16 protein-coding genes are annotated in these 20,538 nt (G+C 40.7%); 12 read left to right on the top strand and 4 right to left on the bottom strand.

All coding sequences use genetic code 11. From position 1 onward, the window contains the following. The coding region (locus tag RIC88_RS01155) for a T9SS type B sorting domain-containing protein (RefSeq protein ID WP_350215588.1) at positions 1 to 3,631 on the top strand (3,631 nt) is incomplete at its 5' end. A gap of 11 nt (positions 3,632 to 3,642) precedes the next feature. After that, complete coding sequence (locus tag RIC88_RS01150) at positions 3,643 to 4,569, top strand: PorP/SprF family type IX secretion system membrane protein (RefSeq protein WP_350215587.1); 927 nt, start codon at positions 3,643 to 3,645, stop codon at positions 4,567 to 4,569. A gap of 2 nt (positions 4,570 to 4,571) precedes the next feature. Here the strand turns inward: RIC88_RS01150 and RIC88_RS01145 are convergent, their stop codons facing one another. Both RIC88_RS01145 and RIC88_RS01140 read right to left on the bottom strand, forming a co-directional pair. Beyond that, positions 4,572 to 4,916, bottom strand: coding sequence for a phage holin family protein (locus RIC88_RS01145; protein ID WP_350215586.1), 345 nt, complete (start codon positions 4,914 to 4,916; stop codon positions 4,572 to 4,574). A 3-nt stretch (positions 4,917 to 4,919) separates the two neighbouring features. Then, positions 4,920 to 5,435, bottom strand: coding sequence for a gamma carbonic anhydrase family protein (locus RIC88_RS01140; RefSeq protein ID WP_350215585.1), 516 nt, complete (start codon positions 5,433 to 5,435; stop codon positions 4,920 to 4,922). Positions 5,436 to 5,510: 75 nt separating this feature from the next. Between RIC88_RS01140 and miaB the strand changes: the two genes are divergently transcribed. The 7 genes from miaB to RIC88_RS01105 all read left to right on the top strand — a co-directional run bounded on the left by miaB (position 5,511) and on the right by RIC88_RS01105 (position 12,595). After that, a complete protein-coding gene (miaB, locus tag RIC88_RS01135) occupies positions 5,511 to 6,968 on the top strand; it encodes a tRNA (N6-isopentenyl adenosine(37)-C2)-methylthiotransferase MiaB (protein ID WP_350215584.1) in 1,458 nt (485 codons plus the stop codon). Beyond that, on the top strand, positions 6,965 to 8,254 hold the full coding sequence (locus RIC88_RS01130) for a sigma-54 interaction domain-containing protein (RefSeq protein ID WP_350215583.1): 1,290 nt from the start codon (positions 6,965 to 6,967) through the stop codon (positions 8,252 to 8,254). Before miaB ends, RIC88_RS01130 begins: the two co-directional genes overlap by 4 nt. After that, the gene (gene lptE / locus RIC88_RS01125; RefSeq protein WP_350215582.1) at positions 8,235 to 8,762 is read left to right on the top strand and encodes an LPS assembly lipoprotein LptE; all 528 of its coding nucleotides are present in this window, start codon (positions 8,235 to 8,237) and stop codon (positions 8,760 to 8,762) included. The genes RIC88_RS01130 and lptE overlap by 20 nt, the downstream gene beginning before the upstream one ends. A gap of 38 nt (positions 8,763 to 8,800) precedes the next feature. Continuing rightward, positions 8,801 to 10,636: a DUF8458 domain-containing protein gene (locus RIC88_RS01120; protein WP_350215581.1), complete on the top strand. Its 1,836-nt coding sequence runs from the start codon at positions 8,801 to 8,803 to the stop codon at positions 10,634 to 10,636. After that, positions 10,637 to 11,005, top strand: a complete 369-nt coding sequence (gene secG / locus RIC88_RS01115) for a preprotein translocase subunit SecG (RefSeq protein WP_350215580.1) — start codon at positions 10,637 to 10,639, stop codon at positions 11,003 to 11,005. It abuts the gene before it with no gap. 300 nt (positions 11,006 to 11,305) lie between these two features. Continuing rightward, the gene (locus RIC88_RS01110) at positions 11,306 to 11,854 is read left to right on the top strand and encodes an RNA polymerase sigma factor (protein ID WP_350215579.1); all 549 of its coding nucleotides are present in this window, start codon (positions 11,306 to 11,308) and stop codon (positions 11,852 to 11,854) included. 6 nt (positions 11,855 to 11,860) lie between these two features. Continuing rightward, positions 11,861 to 12,595 (top strand): tetratricopeptide repeat protein, encoded by a 735-nt coding sequence (locus tag RIC88_RS01105; protein ID WP_350215578.1) that lies wholly within the window; start codon positions 11,861 to 11,863, stop codon positions 12,593 to 12,595. A gap of 2 nt (positions 12,596 to 12,597) precedes the next feature. Here RIC88_RS01105 and RIC88_RS01100 read toward each other — a convergent pair whose 3' ends face one another. Next, positions 12,598 to 15,876, bottom strand: a complete 3,279-nt coding sequence (locus tag RIC88_RS01100) for a CHAT domain-containing protein (protein WP_350215577.1) — start codon at positions 15,874 to 15,876, stop codon at positions 12,598 to 12,600. Positions 15,877 to 15,965: 89 nt separating this feature from the next. After that, positions 15,966 to 16,679, bottom strand: coding sequence for a hypothetical protein (locus tag RIC88_RS01095; protein WP_350215576.1), 714 nt, complete (start codon positions 16,677 to 16,679; stop codon positions 15,966 to 15,968). Positions 16,680 to 16,866: 187 nt separating this feature from the next. On the opposite strand from RIC88_RS01095, the gene RIC88_RS01090 reads away from it, so the two are divergent. From RIC88_RS01090 to RIC88_RS01080, 3 genes are all read left to right on the top strand, one after another. Further along, a complete protein-coding gene (locus tag RIC88_RS01090; RefSeq protein WP_348281320.1) occupies positions 16,867 to 17,145 on the top strand; it encodes a co-chaperone GroES in 279 nt (92 codons plus the stop codon). Positions 17,146 to 17,176: 31 nt separating this feature from the next. After that, entirely contained in the window at positions 17,177 to 18,808 is a 1,632-nt protein-coding gene (groL, locus tag RIC88_RS01085; RefSeq protein ID WP_350215575.1) for a chaperonin GroEL, read from the top strand. Between the two features lie 824 nt (positions 18,809 to 19,632). Beyond that, positions 19,633 to 20,394 (top strand): hypothetical protein, encoded by a 762-nt coding sequence (locus tag RIC88_RS01080; protein WP_350215574.1) that lies wholly within the window; start codon positions 19,633 to 19,635, stop codon positions 20,392 to 20,394. Positions 20,395 to 20,538 lie beyond the last annotated feature (144 nt).

The following is a 20,538-nucleotide window of genomic DNA, read 5'->3' as shown; positions in this document are numbered from 1 at the left end:
CAGCCTGGAGCCGGATACCTATGTGCTCAACATTACGAACCGAAACACAGGATGTCCTGTCACAAACATCAACAAGCAATTTGTTGTGGATGATGATGCAGTTGACCCTGCTCTTGCATTAGGTGCTAAAACCGCTGATACCTACTGTGACAACACAGGAAATGAAGGGGACGGCACAATCGACATCATTCTTTCACATGATGGAAACTCTCCACTTGAAGGTAGTGGTACATTCAATGCCGACTACACCGTAGAATGGTACCGTGGTACATTCACTTCCAGACCAGCCGGTGGTACCGGTGATGCCAACTTCCTGTTCGACAACCAGGGAAATAATGGTACGCCTGCCATGAGGGGCGATGCTGTTCAGGGTGCTGATATTACAACCCTTACAGGTCTTGCAAATGGCACATATACCATTTACATCAACCGTAGCGGTGCTAGCCCGAACTCCGGATGTAGCAACATTGCTACATTTACCATCGGTGAAGCTGACAACATCCCTACCCTTGATGTTTCTTCAATTCAGGCAAGAACGCAACCAGATACCTTGTGTACAGGAAACAGTGGAACGATTATTATCAATGACGCAGATATAGCAGGTGTGCTGAATGATTACAATGTTGACATTAGACAAGGTTCTGCTTCTGGAACATCAGTAGGTACATTCAACGGAACTGGCTCACCTACATTAACAGTTAATGGGCTATCGGGTGGGGATTACTATGTGATAGCAACAAATAATGCTACCGGGTGTAGTGTTGCAGATGCAATCATCAATGTGAAGGATTCAACCAGAAATCCACAGGTTACACTTGTGAGCGTCACTCCTGACAACAATTGTACGGGAGGAGCTACTGCCACTGGTGGGCTGGATGTTATCATCAATAATCAATTTGATGAAACGGATCACTTCACAGTACAATGGTTTACCGGGTCAAATGCAGTAGCAGGTAATGAAATTGGTGGAGCGACAAGTGTTACACTTACTAATCAATCCGCAGGTCAGTATTCAGTTCAGATTACAAACACCAATACACAATGTGTGAGGGTTCGAAACTTTGAGATTCCACAGGAAGATGAAGTAATCTTCATTACAGACTCTCAAATTGATAATGTGAGCTACTGTACTGACAATGGAAGCTTTGCGGTGCTGGAAATCTCTTTAGGAGGCACCCGAATTGATTCCGCTCAAATGGCAGTAGCAGGTATTTACGTCCTTGAAGTATACACAACACCTGGAAATGTACTTTCCGGAACTACTGCAACTGATCCAAATAGCTTAACTATCGAAAGCTTAGGCGCTGACTCTTACTATGCTATTGTGAGAAAAACAGATTCTAATTGCGAGTCTGAACCGCTGTTCTTTGACATTGTTGAGGATATTATTTACCCAGATGTAAGGGTAACGGTAATTGCTGCAGACTCTACATGTTCAGCTACAGGTACTCCTGCAGGTTCACTTAGAGCTTTGGCGGATGGTAAAAATGATACAGACTCATTATACACCTTCCAGTGGTATTTTGGATCGGGTACCGGAACAGCACTTAACAACGGTGTTGATCCAGGCAATGGATCCAATCCAACTGGAGTCAGCACTTCAACAGTTGCTGGGTTGGCGGCCGGAGCATATACGGTAGAAGTAACGAACCTATCAAGTACATGTGTGATTATTGAGGAATTAAATGTTCCAAGTGTTCCTGCTGATTTAAACATCTTAAGTGTTGATGTAACTGCAACAACGCAATGCTCACCTGGAACCGGTACGATTACAGTAACCTCTGTTAGTGATGGTGTTGTCTCGGATTACAATTTCGACTATTACAATGTAGACCCAACAGTTGGCTCTCCTACTCCTGTTTTCACGGGGAATGCGGGAGCAGCTTACACGACTGCAAGTGGAGGTCTTCACTGGGTGATTGGCACGCATATAACACTTGATTGTACTACTCCGCCGTTTGAAATAAGGGTCAATGAAAATGTTGTTTACCCATTAGTGACGCTTGATGATTTTGATCATCAAACTAATTGTGATCCAAACAACCCGAATGGAAGATTACTTGTACTGGCGGATGGACAACCTGAAAATGCTTCTTATGATTTCGAGTGGTATTATGGAACAGGAACAGCTAATCCACTAACCTCAGATGATTTCACTGGAGGATCAAATCTTGTTGGTGCAAACACAAATGAAGTCTCAGGAATAGCTGCTGGTTTCTATACAGTTGAAGTAACGAACATAGCAACAGGCTGCTCTACAATAGAAACGTATGAAATGACTGATGACATTCCAAGTCCATTAATACTTTCCCCTTCTTCTTCTGTCAACACAAACTGTGTTAATCCAAATGGAAAAGTAAGTGTTAATATTATCAATGCTATTAATGGCCGTACTTACTCATATTACTGGTTTGATGGAGATTTAACAACCGTGGGCTCAAATCCAAATCCGGCAGACGCAGATTTCGTTGGTTCGCTCTATGAAAACCTAGATGGTGGAAGCTATGTAGTTCTTGTAGTCGATCAAACAGACAATTTCTGCAGATCCGCTGCTACTGAAGTTACAGTAGAAAACAGAACAAAAGAACCTACCTATACACTGACAACCAGTGATGTAACTGTTTGCTTTGATGATAAGAATGGATTTGCTTCTGTAAGTGTTCCTGATCTTTCAACAGTAGATATTGCCTGGTATGATGATGCTAATAATCAAATAGGTAGCACCTTCTTTGTTGATTCCTTGGATGCGGGGATGTACAGATTAGAACTAACTCATGTTATTACTGGGTGTGTCGCAGAGAATAACTTCTCTATACTGAATAACGCCATTACGCCAAGTGACCCATTTGTCCTGGTTAACAATGGTAGAAACAACTGTCAATTTGCAAATGGTAGTGCCATTGCGAATGTTGATGGTGTTACTAACAACTACCTGTTTGAGTGGTTTGATCCTAGCGATATGAATACGCCATACGCTACGGGTTCTGAAGTGTTTAACCTGGATACGACAACTTATCTAGTGAGAGCTACAAACCTGGCAACAGGTTGTCAGTCAGCACTTACTTCCGTTGAGATTGGATATGAAGTTGTGGATCCTGAGTTTGAAGTGATTTTCAACAACTCTGTTTGCCTTAGAACGGAAGATGGTTCAACCAACCAGTTTACCGGTACGGCTATCATCCAATTCGAGGAGTTTAACCTGGCTACTGACTATGAGTGGAGGGATTCAAATGGTACGTTAGTTGGAAATGATAGAAGGCTGATAGATGCTTACCCTGGTGACTACACAGTGACATTCAATGCTGAAAACGGATGTTCGTATGAAGCATCATTCACCATTGAAACTGCGCTAACCATATACAATGGGGTATCGGCAAACTCAGATGGTAAGAATGACTTCTTCTTAATTGACTGTATTGATTACTTCCCGAACAATAATGTAAAAATCTATAACCGAGCTGGACAGAAGCTGTATGATGCAGATGGTTATAATAATACATCAGTAAGATTTGAAGGCTTCAGTAATGTGGGAGGCGGTGGTCTTCAGTTACCAGTCGGAACATACTTCTACGTAATAGATTTAGGTAATGGAGGGGATCCTGTTCAAGGTTTTGTGGAATTAGTTAGGTAATTTTAGCAAGAATGCGAAAATCGTTAGCAACAATTATATCCATGCTGATCGTTAGCTGTGCTATTGCACAGCAACGACAAGTCATGTCTACCTATATGTTCAATGGACTGGCAATAAATCCAGCTTATGCAGGTAGTTTGAATATATTAAGTGCGGCGTTTATACACAGAAAGCAATGGATAAACGTGGATGGAGCGCCTCGATCAAATATCCTTTCAGTACATAGCTCGTTTTACGGGAACCAGATTGGACTTGGTTTGCAAGTCTCTGAAGATGTTATTGGCGTACATAAAGAAACAGCTGCATATTTAAGTGGTGCTTATAAAATCAAGACCGGAGTAGGTATCCTGGCTATGGGTCTTTCAGGAGGATTTGACAATAGAAGATCCAATTTTGAAGAATTGAACCTACTTCGTGAAGATGATGAATTATTATCAGGGACACCAACCAGGTTTACCCCCAACTTTGGAACAGGGATATACTTTGCAAATCCACGGATGTATGCTGGGATATCTGTACCATACATTCTGGAAAACAGCCTTTATGAAGTACAGGCGGAAGACGGAACAACCACAGAAGGGAAAGAAAGCAGATATTATTATGCTACTGGTGGTGTAGTTTTCGACTTAAACCAAAATGTAAAATTTAGCCCTTCTGCCCTATTCAGATACCAGGAACAAAGCAGGGTCGGTTGGGATCTAAACGCAACCATCATTTTTGATGGAATAGCATATGCCGGGGTTTCATACAGAAGTGGTGATGCAATTGTATTTCTTACCCAGCTAATCCTGAATGAGAATTTCAGAATCGGATATGCATACGATGCTACCGTGAACGCGCTTGCTCACCACTCAAGAGGGACTCATGAGATCATGCTAAACTATCGAGTGAAGCTTAGAAACTATAAGAAAGATCCTCAGTGTCCGGTCTATTTTTAAGACTATTTACGCTCCTTACTCAAGTCTGACAATAACGCATTTATTAAGGAAAGTAATAAGCTGAAGATCAGCGCCCACCAAAAATTATCTACTACAAATCCTGGTACAATTGAGCTGGCTATTAAAATGATCAACGCGTTTATCACCAATAGGAATAGCCCTAAAGTGAAAACTGTGATAGGGATGGTTAAAATGATCAATAATGGCTTTACTGTCACATTCAATAGTGATAGCAGGACAGCTATAATCACAGCGGTAATAAAATCATCTACATAAACTCCTGGAAGTAAATATGAGGCGATGATGACTGCAATTGACGATAACAGAATTTTTACTAAAACGTTCATAAGTTATTTGTTTTTAAACCACCCGGCATACATGGTATAGTTTCCTGCAATTCTACCAAGCATTTCTTTATTCTCCGAATCCATGCTTTTAAGTTTCTTCCCGGGTACTCCACCAAACACGGAATTCTTTTCTACCACTGTGCCGGCCAAGACTACTGTTCCAGCACCAATGATTGATCCTGATTTAATTACAGCATTGTCCAGTACAATTGCACCAATACCAATTAAGACATTATCTTCAATGGTACATCCATGCACAACTGCATTATGCCCTATTGAAACATTATTTCCAATGGTGGTTCCAGCCTTTTCATACGTTCCGTGAATGGTCACATTGTCCTGAATATTTGTGTTATTTCCTATCCGTATGTAGTTCACGTCTCCCCTGACTACAGCCCCAAACCACACCGTACAATTGTTACCCATCTCCACCTCTCCTACGATAGTACTATTGGGTGCAAACCAACAATCTTTCCCAAACTTTGGGGTAAAACCTCTCACTTCCAGAATTTGTGTCATTTTTTCTTTTAAAACTAAGAAAAATCAATGCCATAAGTGCTGACAAAATGTCATTGCTCTTTCTATCTTTGTGGCATGCAAGGATTGATAGCAGATATAGATTTATTGGAAGAAGAGAAAAGTCAACCTGAATCGTGTGATTATAAGGTGTCGGAAGACGATGGTACAAAAGCAAAAAGAAAGCTTTACATCGAGAGTTACGGATGCCAGATGAATTTTTCAGATAGTGAGATTGTAACCTCAATTCTCAAAAAAGAGGGGTTCGGAACTACTTCTTCACCGAAACATGCAGATGTAATACTTATTAATACCTGTTCTATCCGGGAAAAAGCAGAGCAAACTGTACGGAATAGGCTGAACTATTTTAGAGGCATAAAAAAGCATAATCGGGAAGTAACGGTTGGCGTCCTTGGCTGTATGGCCGAACGATTAAAATCAAAACTTCTTGAAGAAGAAAAGATTGTTGACCTGGTCCTGGGGCCTGATGCCTATAGAGACCTTCCAAAATTAGTAAAGCAGGCAGAAGATGGAGAAAAAGGAATAAACACATTCCTGTCCCGTGAGGAAACCTATGCAGACATCTCCCCTGTTCGCTTAAATTCTAATGGCGTTACAGCCTTTATCTCAATCATGCGTGGTTGTGACAATATGTGTTCTTTCTGTGTGGTACCATTCACCAGGGGGCGAGAACGAAGCAGAGACCCTCATTCGATAGTAAAAGAAGCGAAAGAACTTTTTGACAAAGGGTATAGAGAGGTGACTCTTTTGGGACAAAATGTGGATTCTTATAAGTGGTCTGCCGTTGAGAATAATAAAGCAAGATTGAATAAAAAAGAAGATGTCAAGGAGATAGTCAATTTTGCTAATCTCATTGAAATGGTGGCTAAAGTTCATCCAGATCTACGAGTTCGCTTTTCTACTTCGCACCCTAAGGACATTACTGATGAAGTACTTCATACCATGAAGAAGTACGAAAACATCTGCAATTACATTCATCTGCCTGCACAAAGTGGTAACTCAAGGGTATTGGAAATGATGAATCGTACATACGACAGAGAATGGTATATCAATCGGGTCGATGCGATTAGGGAAATACTTGGTGATGAATGTGGAATCAGCTCGGACATGATTGCTGGCTTCTGTTCTGAAACTGAAGAAGAACACCGGGACACCTTATCACTTATGGACTATGTGAAATACGATTTTTCTTACATGTTTTTCTATTCTGAGCGACCAGGCACAGTTGCAGAAAAGAAATATGAGGATGATATTCCGTTAGAAGTAAAAAAGCGAAGACTACAAGAAATCATAGACAAACAGCGTGACCTTTCTTTTGAAAGAAACAAATTAGATGTTGGCAAGGAGTTCAAAGTACTTGTAGAAGGAAAAAGTAAAAAATCAGACAAGCAAATGCAGGGAAGAAACTCCGCTAACAAGGTCATCATTTTTGACGATGACGTGCCTAAAGGAACATTTGTTAATGTGCGAGTAAATGACTGCAATCCTGCTACCCTATTTGGAGAAGTGATATGAGTTTTAAAGTAGATTCAGAGGTACAAGCCATTAAGCAGCGCTTTGAGATTATTGGGAATTCGCAGAAACTCAACAACGCTATTCGTGTGGCGATGCAGGTGGCTCCTACTGATATGAGTGTATTGATTACCGGGGAAAGTGGAGCGGGTAAAGAGTCGTTCTCAAAGATTATTCATAGTCTTTCACATCGTAAACACGGCCAGTTTATCGCAATAAACTGTGGCGCGATTCCGGAGGGAACCATTGATTCAGAGCTCTTCGGGCACGAAAAAGGATCTTTTACTGGTGCAACAGGAGACCGAAAAGGCTATTTTGAGGTGACCGATAGTGGAACTATTTTCTTAGATGAGATCGGAGAAATGCCACAAAGCACCCAGGCGCGCTTGCTCAGAGTACTCGAAAATGGGGAATTTATTAAGGTCGGTTCATCCAAAGTGCAAAAGACAGATGTCAGAGTAATCGCTGCTACCAATGTTGATTTGCTTGATGCTGTTAACAAAGGAAAGTTCAGAGAGGACCTCTACTACCGATTGAGTACTGTTCCTATATATGTACCTGCACTTCGGGAACGTGGAGATGATGTGGTGCTCCTATTTAAAAAATTTGCGTATGATTTTTCGGAAAACTATAAGACCGAACCAATCAAACTATCGAATGATGCTGCTGAGTATTTAAAGTCACATCGTTTCCCGGGAAATATCAGGCAACTAAAAAACCTGGTTGAGCAAATAAGTGTTTTAAGTGTAGAGCGAGAAATCACTTTGGAGCAGCTCCAAACCTATCTTCCAAGAACAGGAAGCAGTTTACCTGCACTTGTCAAAAAGGAAGAATCCAAAGACAATTTCACGGAAAGAGACATTCTTTATAAGGTGCTGTTCGACATGAAATCTGACATGGCTGAATTAAAAAAGCTGGTCTTTAAAATGTTGGATAGCGATGATAGTGATAAGGAGATTCTTAAAGACCACAAAACACTTTTTCAGAACATTGACTCTTCGCACAGCCGATTGGATGAGTATAAAGAAGAGAAAACGGCTAAAGAAGAAGAAGAGGAACCAACCCTGGTTATTTCTTCCAATCATGAAGACTATGATTCAGAAGTAGAGGATATTACTCACGAAATGGAACTAGAAGATTCCCTGTCATTAGAAAAGAAAGAAAAGGAGTTGATAATCAAGGCATTAAGAAAAAATAACAACAAGCGTAAGTATGCAGCAGAAGACCTGGGGATTTCGGAACGAACTTTGTATAGGAAGATAAAGCAATATGAACTTGAGAACCTTTAGTCTTATACTTCTTTTTTTGGCCATCGGATTGGGCAGTGGTTGCGGGGTTTATTCCTTTACCGGCGCTTCTATTTCACCAGATACCAAAACGATTTCAATCTCCACGTTCTACAACAATGCACCATTAGGACCCTCCAATATGAGTGCAATTTTTACAGAAAACATTAAAGACTATTTTCAGCAAAATACCAGTCTCGAGCTTGTAGATAATAATGGAGATTTACAGCTTGATGGATACATCTCCAACTATACGATCACACCCGTAGCAGCGACTGCCAACAATCAGGGACAGGCTGACTTTTCAGCACTTTCCAGAATTACGGTAACTGTATCGGCAACCTACTCCAATGTAAACGATCCAACCTTCGATTTTGACAAGACATTTTCTTTTTTTAAGGATTTTGATAACAATACAACAGACCTTGCCGGCAATGAAGAAGCTTTCGTAGAAGAGATATTCGATCAAATAGTTTTAGATATCTTCAATGCTTCCGTGGCAAATTGGTGATTTTGCTTAATTTTAGCTTGAACACCGTTAGCTAATCTGTGAACAAAACCGAGTTAATAACCTATTTACGCCACCCAAGTAGGCTTTCCAAGGAGGAATTGGAAGAATTAGAGGTGATTGTCAGCGATCACCCCTACTTTCTGAGTGCCCGACTTTTGCTTGCAAAGGCCAGTAAAGAGCAAGATCACCCCAAAACTAAGAAAAGGGTAGCCTCAGCTGCTATTTACTCAACAGATCGAATCCTCCTCAAGAAGTATTTGAACGGTAACCTGTTTTTCCTAAGCGAACCTCCCAAGCCAAGCACGGGGGAAACTAAAGATTCTGAAGCAGAAGAAACAAGCTCAACGCCAGCCTCAAAACCCATTCCTCCAAAACATCAGGAACAGGAAAAACCCGCTGAATCAAGAAGTGTTACACTAAAACCTAATGTAGAATCCAAGGAAGAAAAGGGAAAAATCGAGGTTGCAAAACCAAAGGAACAGGCTCCTCAAATTGCACCACCAAAAAAGACAGAATCTTCCACCACTCCTACTGATCAGCGAAAAGATGTGCGTCCTTCGGCAATGAAGGAAAAGCAATCCAAGCCCCAACCGGAAATACCGGAACTACCTTCTGGTGAACTGGACACGATACTGGAAGAACTTCAGCGAGATATGGAAAATCTCAAAGCCTCCAGGGCAAAGTTTGCCGAGGTTCAACAGAAAATAGAGGAAGATGATGCTGTTTCATCTGCTATTAGAAAATCCTCAACAGAATCAGAACCTAAAAAACCGGAAGAAACAAAAACTCCTGATTCTGAAGCTAAAACCAGTGAAATCGAACAAGATGAAGCCAGGAAATCAGCTTCTGAAATAACCAGACAGATATTAGAGGCTGCAAAAAAAGCCAAAGAAGAAGTAGCCAGAGAAGAGAAAGATTTAGAGGATACGAAAGAGGCCCAACCCGAAACTGCTATTACTAAGGAAGAGCAGAAGACAGAGCCGGAACCTGAGAAAATAAAAGACAAACCTGACACTAAATCATCTGATGATGATGAAAAATCGAAAGATGCCGAAAAAGACGAGGGCGAAGAACGAGCCGAACGTGTGATTCGGGAGCCACGGTTTTCCAGATTTTCTACAAGAAGCTATTTAAAGCCACCTAAAGATGTTGATCCTACTAGATTTCTGGATGAGGAAAAAGAAGAGCCTAAAAAGGACGATAAAAAAACAACACCAGCCGAAAGTAAAGAAAAGCAGTCCAGCGAAGAATCTGATGATAAAATCAAATTACCAGATTTATCAAAGGCCAAGCCAGTAGCTCGCAAAAATCCTAGAAAATCTAAATCGACAGAAAAAACGACTGAAGCAAAAGAAGATAGTAGTGTAAAAGATTCGAAAGAAGAAGAGACTAAAACAAGCAAAGAAACCAAACCTAAGAAAGAAGACAAACCAAAAAAGGAAGCGAAGGCGAAGAAAGGAAGCACTACTAAAAAGAAAACAAGCTCGGAGGAAGGTAAGAAAACCAGCACGAAGAAAAAATCCGCAACTAAAAAAGAACCTGCCAAGAAAAAAAGCAAAGAGAAAGCTACAAAAACCACAAAAGAGGGAGGTAAAAAAGACGATGAGCCTGACCGAAAATCGCAACAAGATATCATCGACAAATTTATCAAGGAGTCTCCAACCATAAAATATCAGCGCAAAGAAGATATGAGTGCTGAGGACTTAGCAGAGCAAAGTGCTGTTTGGGATCCCAACCTTGCATCGGAATACCTTGCCGAAATCTACCTGCATCAGGGAAATAAAAAGCGAGCCATTGAAATCTATGAGGCCTTAAGCTTGAAATATCCGGAAAAAAAATCTTACTTTGCGGACTTAATTTCAAAGATTGAATAGATGTACGGAATAATTGTAACCCTTATTGTCATTGTAGCAGTGTTGTTGATCCTTGTGGTATTGGCACAAAATCCAAAAGGTGGTGGTCTATCCAGCCAATTCGGTGGATCGGGAACTACACAGCTAATGGGTGTGAAGAAAACTGGTGACTTATTGGAAAAACTAACCTGGGGATTTGCAATCGCACTTCTTGTGCTTTCTGTTTCAACAAACTTCATCCAACCTGAAGTAAATGAAGATGTGCTTTCAAGTCCAAACATTGACAATGCGCAAAGCACACAACCAGCTATCCCTCAAGGTATTCAACCCGCTGATGCAGATAACTCTGGGTTAGAGGGTTTGACAGGTTCAGACAGCACTGACAACTAGTCTCTTTCAATCACAAGATATTGCTAAACAAAAAAGGCGACTCCTAGAGTCGCCTAAAATGCATTCCAGCAAATTTGGAATGCTGCCTTAGTTGCCCTTAGTAATTCGTACGCTTTGAGGTGAGTCACCATTCACCAAAATATTAATTAATAGGTACCGGGCGCTAAGTCCTCTAGTGATAGTTGGTGCGTTTTCTTTAAGACTAATATCATTTAGATTTTTCCCTGATCCATTTGTGCTTCTTTAAAAAAAGAATAAAGTGGGAATTTTGGTAGGTTTATAAGTCCTTACATCAAGGTCATGTACATTTCCTCCAGAAAAAATGAACAGCAAGCGTCTCTTTGGACACGCTTTGTCAACGGTGACAAGTCCGTTTTTGGTGAACTGTATGCTCACTACCACAAAAGCCTTATCGCTTTCTGCCTTGGGAAAGTGGGGAGTCTGCCACAAGCAGAGAATGTTGCCTCAGACACACTGATCAAGCTACTTCAACACGAAAAGCCTGAAGAAATTGAAAATTTTGAGAGCTGGCTGTTCAGTGTAGCAAAAAATGAATGCCTTACATATCTGAGCAAAACAAACCGGAGAAAGAAGCTATTGGATGCCAACTATCAGGTAATTAATAACCATTTGCCTGAGGTGGAGATCTTATTCTCTATGGAAAACATGGATCAGATTATCCGATCTACCCTGGTTGAAAAAGATTATCAAATATGGCAACTCCATCAGCAAGGATATGACAATCAGGAGATTGCTGAGATTGTTGGGGCAACAGAAAAGACAGTTGCCAATAGAAAGTCAGCGGCCAGGGCCAAACTAAAAGAAGTATTCAAAAAACTAAATCGTTAATAGAAATTGGAAACGAAATACAATTTTGAGTTAATAAAAGATTTCCTGGATGGAACATTGGATGTCAATACTTCCAACCAAATCAGTAGTCTGATTAAACAGGACGAAACAGCCCGAGACATTGCTAAAGGTATTTTATTACTTAAAAATAAATTTGACAATGACGGTGAATTAGAAGCGTATTTGAATAAAACACTTTCTGCAAACCTTGATTTAATCGTAGAAAAAACACTCACAGAAAAAAGCACTTTTCCATTTCTGAAAATTGCAGCTGCATTTGTTCTTATTGCGGTATCGACATCCTTATTGATCCAGTATCCCTCCCCAACTCTGAATAAGCTTGTTAATGAGGAAATAGCTGTTGTCTATCAAGTTCCGCCAACCTTTCGTGATTCGGGAAAAGAATCAGACGTGTTTTCCCAGGCGATGGTAGCCTACAGCTCAGGCGAGTTTCTTCAAGCTGCTGAATTGTTAAAGGCTGATGAATCTTCACAGGTAATTTTTTATCGTGGTTTAAGCTACCTCTATGCAAAAGAATACGATAAGTCGATCGAGCAATTATCTAAGCATGACTTAATTAAAAGTCGATATAAAGAACAAGCAAGGTGGTATCTGACACTTGCATATTTAAAATCAAACAACATTGATAGAGCTAAAGAAGAGCTACAAGACATAGTGGAAGCGTCTAATCACTACAAGACTGAAAGGGCATCAGAATTACTTGACCTACTATCTGAATAAGCTTAATCAAGTGATAACCTTTTTCTATATCTCATCGCTATTATTAGCAAAACAGCTATGATTATGAGGAGCACTCCGGTATTAAAATTTTCATCAATTGGTTCAGTATTACCCATGGCAACAAAGCTGCCCCAAAAGAAAGGATGTTGATATAATGGATCATCGGTTTCAGATAGGTATTTAAGCTGCGCTTTTCTCAAGGCCTGATCTTTCGGATCGCCTGCTTTTATGTTTTCGTAGAACGCTACCATAATTTGATTTGTGGCAGCATCCGGTAATTTCCACATGCTCATAATTACACTTGGACATCCGGCATAGCTAAATGCACGGGTGAAGCTTATGGGCCCCTCACCTGCTTGCAACACTCCACCTCCGCTGCTACAGGCACTTAATACAATCATCTGAGCTTTTAAGTCCAAATTATAAATCTCTGAAATGGTTAAATAACCATCATTGAGACTATCATTCTCATTATTAAATAGCAGTTCTGAATATTCTGGATCCTCGCTGTTCAGCAGGCTGTGCATGGCAAGATGTAAAATCCGATACTCGGAGGCGTTGTTTTTAAAATTGCTTTCGGAAGCTTCTGTTTTTAGCCATGCCCTCCCATCTAGTAAATCCCGAATGGCCGTAACCTCCGAAATAGCTCCCGGTAATGGGAGGTTCCCAGATCGTACAAGTTGATAAGCCATCGGATGATTCATTGAGTCTACACTTGAATATCCATTTGACTGATAAGATGGAGCAAAACCGCCAAACATTCGCACGGAAGAACGGCTGACAGGTCTAAAATTGAGTGTGGCGGAATAGCCGTAGCTAATTGCAACTTCCTTTAATACATATTTTAAATCCTGATAATTAAATGTCCTTGCAGGTCGTTCTACTAGCAATGTGCCAAAGTTGATTTGAGTCAGCCTGCCATCAGGAATAATGATCAGTGTTTCAGTTTTTCCTGCTCTATTCAAAACAGGTTGCAGCAATTGTTCATAAAGTGTCGATGCAGTGTGACCATAAAGGCTATCTGCCTTCTTTGATTCCAGGACGATCAGCTCATTATCAGTCAAACTCCTTTGGTATCCGTTAAGCAATTCATGAAAATAATCACCTACTGGTATTCTACGGACCTCAAATAATTCATCGCTAATTATAACAGCAAAATATTCGGACGAGCCTTCAAAAAACTCGATCAAGGATGTACCTGATGGCAACTGATCCTGCACCACCTGATAGGATATTACTTCATTCGCATATTTGTAATTATAGTAATCTGGATACTCCTCTTTTAAGGACTTTTTAAAGTCTTCAATCGTCAACTGTGTATCAAATACTTCCTCTTGATATTTATCGATCAGTTCCCGTTCACCATTAGCTTTAGCATCTCTAAGCTCTTTCTTGTAATAAGTCAGTTCTATTTTTAAATTCCGTTCCTTAGCCATCAAACTATCCGGAACCTTATTAAATCGTTTCGCTTCACTATCCACAACTGCTTCGAGTAGTATGGGTGATTTACTTTTCTCCATCCATTCAAAAACAAGCGATTTATACTGCTCATCGCTGGTAAGCGTATACAGCTTGTACGTTGTTCCGATTACATCCTGGAATATGGTTCTGGTTTCATTTGCCAACTGCGCTTTAGACACCTCGAGTTGATAATCAGAGCTAATTTGATAAGCTAAGTCTATTGCATGTGTATAGTACTTTAAGGCTTCCAATAGCTGTTTTGTTTCCTTCGTATTAGCATATTGTGCATCAAATGATTTTGCTAGTTTATGTGTGCTTCGCAAGGCTAATTGCGGATGCGTTAACTGATCAAAACTTAAGGATCGACTTGCCTTTGTTGTATCAATAGACACTGCACGTATGGATTTCAGGAAGTAATCCTGCGCTTTATCATACTCCTGATTTGCTAAGCACCAATCTCCCATATATTGGTAAATACCTCCAGTTTCTGAATTCCATTTCCCGTTTTTGCTTTCCACGATGCTTAATGCCCGTTCGTAAAGTTTCATCGACTGCCCCATGTCTTTTTGCTTAAAACTGGCTTCACCAAGTTTTATCAGCACATCGGCTTCCCGGGGATGATCCTCCCCGTAAGCAACCTGATAGATTTTTTGCGCCTTCCTCAGATAGGACACCTGGGTATCAACGGAATCCTTTTCACCATAATACTCACCAGCAATATTATATATGATTCCAAGGTACGGATGAGTGTCATCCAGATGCTTTTCAGCAAGATTCAATGCCTTGCTTAGCATTTCAACAGCCTCCTTATCCCTTCCAATCTTGCCGTACATTCGCCCCAGGTAAGCATAGTAAGTATGAAGTACAGGCAGGCTTTCACCAAGCTTCTCCTCGATAATAAGATTCCCTTGTCCAAGGTAATGAATAGCACGGCTGTAGTTAAACATATTGCCGTAGAGATTGCCAATGGTATAATAGCTTGCCCCAACATTCACATGCTTGTCTCCCAACGATCGTTTTCGGATTTCCAGTGCCGGCAAGTAGTGTGCAAGTGCTTCATCAAAATTTCCTAGCCTTCGGTAAACATCTCCAATATCGCTAAGGCTATTGGAGATGGTCGGGTGATAAGGTCTTAAATGCTTTTTTCTGATATTCAGTGATTGAATTCCTAATTCAAGGGCTTGTTTCAATTCCCCTTTATTCAGCAAAGTTTTCGATAGATAGAAAAGGTTGTGAGAATAATCGATTGAGCTGGTTGATCCTTCTTTCTTCCTTATTTCGATCGCTTTGTTGAGATTAGCCAATGCACTATCATATTTGCCAAGCGCATTAAAATAATAGCCCATCATCCCATAGTTCAAAGCGACCTCCAAACTCTCAGCGCCATGTAATCTCGACTTGATAGCTAATGATTTTCGATTGATTGCAACCGCATCATCAAATTTTCGGGAACAGCCACCTAATGTTCTTGCTAAGAAATAATATCCATCCGCAGTTAGTCGGCTGGATTCTCCAAAGGTTTCAATACTTTTTGAAAGAGATGACTGTAAAATACTATCGGCACGGTCGCATTTGCCCAGGTTGGATAGGCTCTCTGCACGAGCATACCCAGCCTCAATCATCCCTTCCATATCTTCAGCTAATCGAAATGCTTCCTTTGCTTGGTAAAAAACTGTTGCGGCACTGTCATAATAAGCTGCTTCATGCAGTATTCGTCCTTCTGCAAGCAACTGATCGGCAGTGGTTTCTTGCGCTCGACCAACTGAACCAATCAGACTGGTAGCAATGAATAAAAGTAGCTGAGCCTTGTTTCTAAGCAATTTAACGGGTGTCCTGCTGGCAGACGTTTTTGCTATTTTAAGGTAGTCATTATTTACACATCATCAAAAATGTTTGATCAATGAGATTTTTAGCGAGAAGATATCACCCTGACCAACATCCGCTTCGCAACAGGCAGCACCGTTTCATTCAATGGAAATTTGAGTTTACTAACTGCTAAGTAGGTAGCCGGATTTGGTAGCTCAGTAAACTTCTTAGTCAGACTGACTTTGATATTCTCATATGTCTTACTGATGTTTCGAATTTCATTCATTAGAAACTCGGTGGTCATGCTTCGGTATTTTTCCTCGGCGTGCTCAAAAAATGTCATCTGAAAGCGATAAATAGACACATCCTTGGATGTTTCCTGATTGATAAACAGATAACCCTCATCTGAATAGATCGGTGATACACCAACGGGCTCCAGCTCAATCTGCTCCTCCACAAACTCATAGAGCTCCTTCCCCTCCTCTAGCATGCCTTTCATTTTCGGTATGGCAAAAGAAATGATCTCTTCAATTTGCTGCATCACCTCATCATCATTGACAATCTTATCGTAGGTTAATCTAAGCTTATTAAAGTCAGCCTTTGTAAGTGTTTCTGGAAAGCTATCATACATCAATTTCTTGCTCTCTCTCACTTTAATCAAATTTCGATAATGAAAAATAAGATCTGCCATAAAGGGGTACAGCTCGGATTGATTGAATCGCTTTCCCACATCCTTGAGGTAAGCCAACAGAATGTATTTTTTGTATTCGTAATCAATGAGTCCTTCTGTCAGCCAGTCATGTTTTAAACTATCCATACATCTAACATTTTAGAGAAATTTAAACTTGAAATGTCAGTTTGTCAAAACTTAAACGAGTATTTAGAGTAAACTGACAACTGATTCTGTAAAAATGTCATGTCGGACTATGAATAAATGAATTGGCACACAAAATGATACATCATGTCCAAATTAGAAATTCAACTAAACATAAACGTTTACAAACATGTCCAAAGTAAATTTCAAACCACTTGCTGACAGAGTTCTGGTAGAACCTGCTGCGGCTGAAGAGAAAACAGCGTCTGGAATCATTATTCCTGATACTGCAAAAGAAAAACCTCAAAGAGGTCAGATTGTCGCTATCGGTACTGGTAAGAAAGACGAACCTATCAACGTGAAGGTCGGCGACCAGGTGCTTTATGGTAAATACTCAGGAACTGAGATCACCATTGATGGAAAAGAGTTCCTGATCATGAAAGAAGCTGATATCTACGGAATTGTATAATTAATCTCAAAACTGAAAATCAATAATAATTATGGCAAAAGATATATTCTTTAATACCGACGCAAGAGACAGCATCAAAAGAGGTGTTGACATCCTTGCTGATGCAGTTAAAGTAACACTAGGACCTAAAGGAAGAAATGTAATCCTTGACAAGAAATTCGGTGCACCGACTGTAACAAAAGATGGTGTTTCTGTAGCAAAAGAAATTGAGCTTAAGGAGCCAATCGAAAACATGGGCGCACAGCTTGTAAAAGAAGTAGCTTCTAAAACTGCTGACGATGCAGGTGATGGTACTACTACTGCAACTGTTTTGACTCAATCAATCTTTGGTCACGGAATCAAAAACGTGGCAGCCGGTGCAAACCCAATGGATTTGAAAAGAGGTATCCAGAAAGCTGTTGCAGCAGTTGTTGAAAATCTTAAATCTCAATCCAAAGGCATCAAGACTTCCGAAGAAATTGCTCAGGTAGCTTCTGTTTCTGCTAACAACGATCCTGAAATCGGTAAGATGATTGCTGATGCAATGGACAAGGTGGGTAAAGACGGTGTAATCACTGTGGAAGAAGCAAAAGGAACTGAGACTGAAGTGAAGACCGTAGAAGGTATGCAGTTTGACAGAGGGTACCTTTCTCCTTACTTTGTGACCAACACGGACAAGATGGAGGCTGAATTGGAAAACCCTTACATCCTAATCTACGACAAGAAGGTTTCTAACATGAAGGAGCTTCTTCCAATTTTGGAAGCAACTGCTCAAACCGGTAAGCCATTGTTGATCATCGCTGAAGATGTAGAAGGCGAAGCGCTTGCAACACTTGTAGTAAACAAAATCAGAGGATCACTGAAAATTGCTGCTGTAAAAGCTCCTGGTTTTGGAGACAGAAGAAAAGCAATGCTTGAGGATATCGCTATCCTGACTGGTGGTACGGTAATCTCTGAAGAAAGAGGCTACAAACTAGAAAACGCAACGCTTGATTATTTAGGAACTGCTGAGAAAATCAACATCGATAAAGACAATACCACTATTGTGAACGGTGCTGGTAAGAAAGCGGACATCCAGGCTAGAGTAAATCAAATCAAGCAACAAATAGAGAACACTACTTCAGATTACGACAAAGAAAAGCTACAAGAAAGGCTTGCTAAGCTTTCTGGCGGAGTGGCTATCCTTTACATAGGTGCAGCTACTGAAGTAGAAATGAAAGAGAAGAAGGACAGAGTAGATGATGCACTTCATGCAACAAGAGCCGCAGTACAGGAAGGTATCGTAGCTGGTGGTGGTGTAGCACTTATCAGAGCTATTAAAGCACTTGATGGTCTTTCACTTGATAATGAAGATCAAAACACAGGTGTGGCTATCGTGAAGTTGGCGATCCAGTCACCATTGAGAACGATTGTTGAGAACGCTGGTGGCGAAGCTTCTGTAGTAGTAAATCAAGTACTAGCTGGTAAAGCTGATTACGGATTCAACGCAGCAACCGGTGAATATGTAAACATGTTCAAAGCGGGTATCATTGATCCTACTAAGGTGACAAGACTAGCACTTGAGAACGCTTCTTCTATTGCTTCTCTGCTATTGACTACCGAGTGTGTAGTTGCTGAGGAGCCGGAAAAAGAAGGCGCAGGTATGCCTCCAATGCCAGGTGGTGGCATGGGCGGAATGATGTAAACATCAGAGCTTAATAAATATGAGAGCCTCTCTCCCGGTTAATATTGGGATGAGAGGTTTTTTTATATCTAACTATTAAGTACTTATAATCGACTATAAGTATTTATAAAAATGGATAATCCCAGCTTTCAATTCGTGATAAAAAGGCTCGTCAAACGATAAAAGAGCTGAAACAGGTATATTTGAAGGGTAGATATCACGCACAGTGCGTGATACATTATATGTTAGAATGCATTTGTTGCGCATCAGGTTCAGCTACGAATAAGGATGGAGAGATGGAACGGGCAGACGAACGTCTGAACTTGCAAGTTTTAGCGGTGATACCGTGGAAAGTGTACTTTCAAAACGAGTGAGACGCGTTTACAAAACTTGAGTTGAAGTTAGCCGTTTTCTACCACTTTGTCAAGTCCTCGCCTAACGGATTACTTCGTAACAGCTCTTCCAATCTGTTGAATTTGTAGCAGACAAGCCTTACCACAAGGTAAAGCTCATAAGTTCCTGAACCTGCTGATTTTTAAGAGCGTAGAGGCAACAAACAAGCCCACAAACCAGCTCCCTGTCCAGCCGTCATTCTAACATCCGGTAAGGAATGCATTTCCTTATGTAGCGTCCTGCCAATTTTTCCGGACTCCCCGCTCTCCTACCTTCTTCGGAAAACCTATCCCCAATCAAAACCAACCCTATTCCATCGACAAAAAAATTAGGTGAGGTGTCTGATAGGAACTTTTGTCAATAGAAGGCAGGTTCGCTACTTTAGCAGTAACGGTGAGGGACAGGAAACGCACCTTACCTTATCATTATCCTCAATAATCTTCACAACGTAAATGCTCTTCGGAAAACCTAAACCAACTGTAACAACTGAAGATAAGGAATGGATTGAAGATGCCTTCCTATGGTTCGAGGAACAGTATGGCACGGACTTTCTCAAGAACTTAAGAATCATAGAACCAACTAAAGAGTTCTTTGACCACAACTTCACTGGAACAGAGAAAGACGCAGAATATGCTCTAAAAAAGTGCATGGAATACATGGACATCAAGATGGTGAACGTTGAACTCTACTTCTTTTCAGAAGCACCGATGGAGTTTGAAGATGAAGGTATTGTCGCAACTCAGAAAGCAGATGGACCAGGAACTGAGGATTTTTATGCTCTCGGTAAGTATTCGGAAGCCGGACCGAACAAATTTGAAATCGGACTTGAACGTAAACAACTCAAGAACCCTCAATCAATGATTGCCACACTTGCTCATGAACTCTCTCATTTGATGTTGTTAGGAGAAGGACGAATTGACGAAAACAACGAAGAACTAACTGACTTGAACTGTATCGCTCTCGGTTTTGGCATTTTTACCTCTAACTCCATTTTCAACTTCGAACAATGGCAAGGATCCAGTCATGCAGGATGGCAAGCGAACAGGCAAGGCTACATTCCTGAACAGGCTGCTGCATACGCTATGGCCATTTTCAACAACTACCAGAACAACCAAACTGACTGGTATCGACACTTGAACAAAGGGATTCGGAAAATGTACGAGAAGAATATTGAGTACCTTAACTCGTCCGACTTGGCAACAAAATTTAAATGAGGATAACAGGCCTTTAGATTCACCCCGTTGAATTATTTCAAGATTAGGATATAGTTTAATATCCTAAAATCATGTTTAACTAAAGGATACTGATAGGGGAACTTTAACTAACAGGCCAGGTCTTTAAACCTAACTAGTGATTCA

Origin of the sequence: Ekhidna sp., from assembly GCF_040220215.1 — a bacterium.
Taxonomy (GTDB): domain Bacteria; phylum Bacteroidota; class Bacteroidia; order Cytophagales; family Cyclobacteriaceae; genus Ekhidna.
Note: the sequence above shows the minus strand (reverse complement) of the source record. Positions and strands in the feature narration are given on the sequence as shown.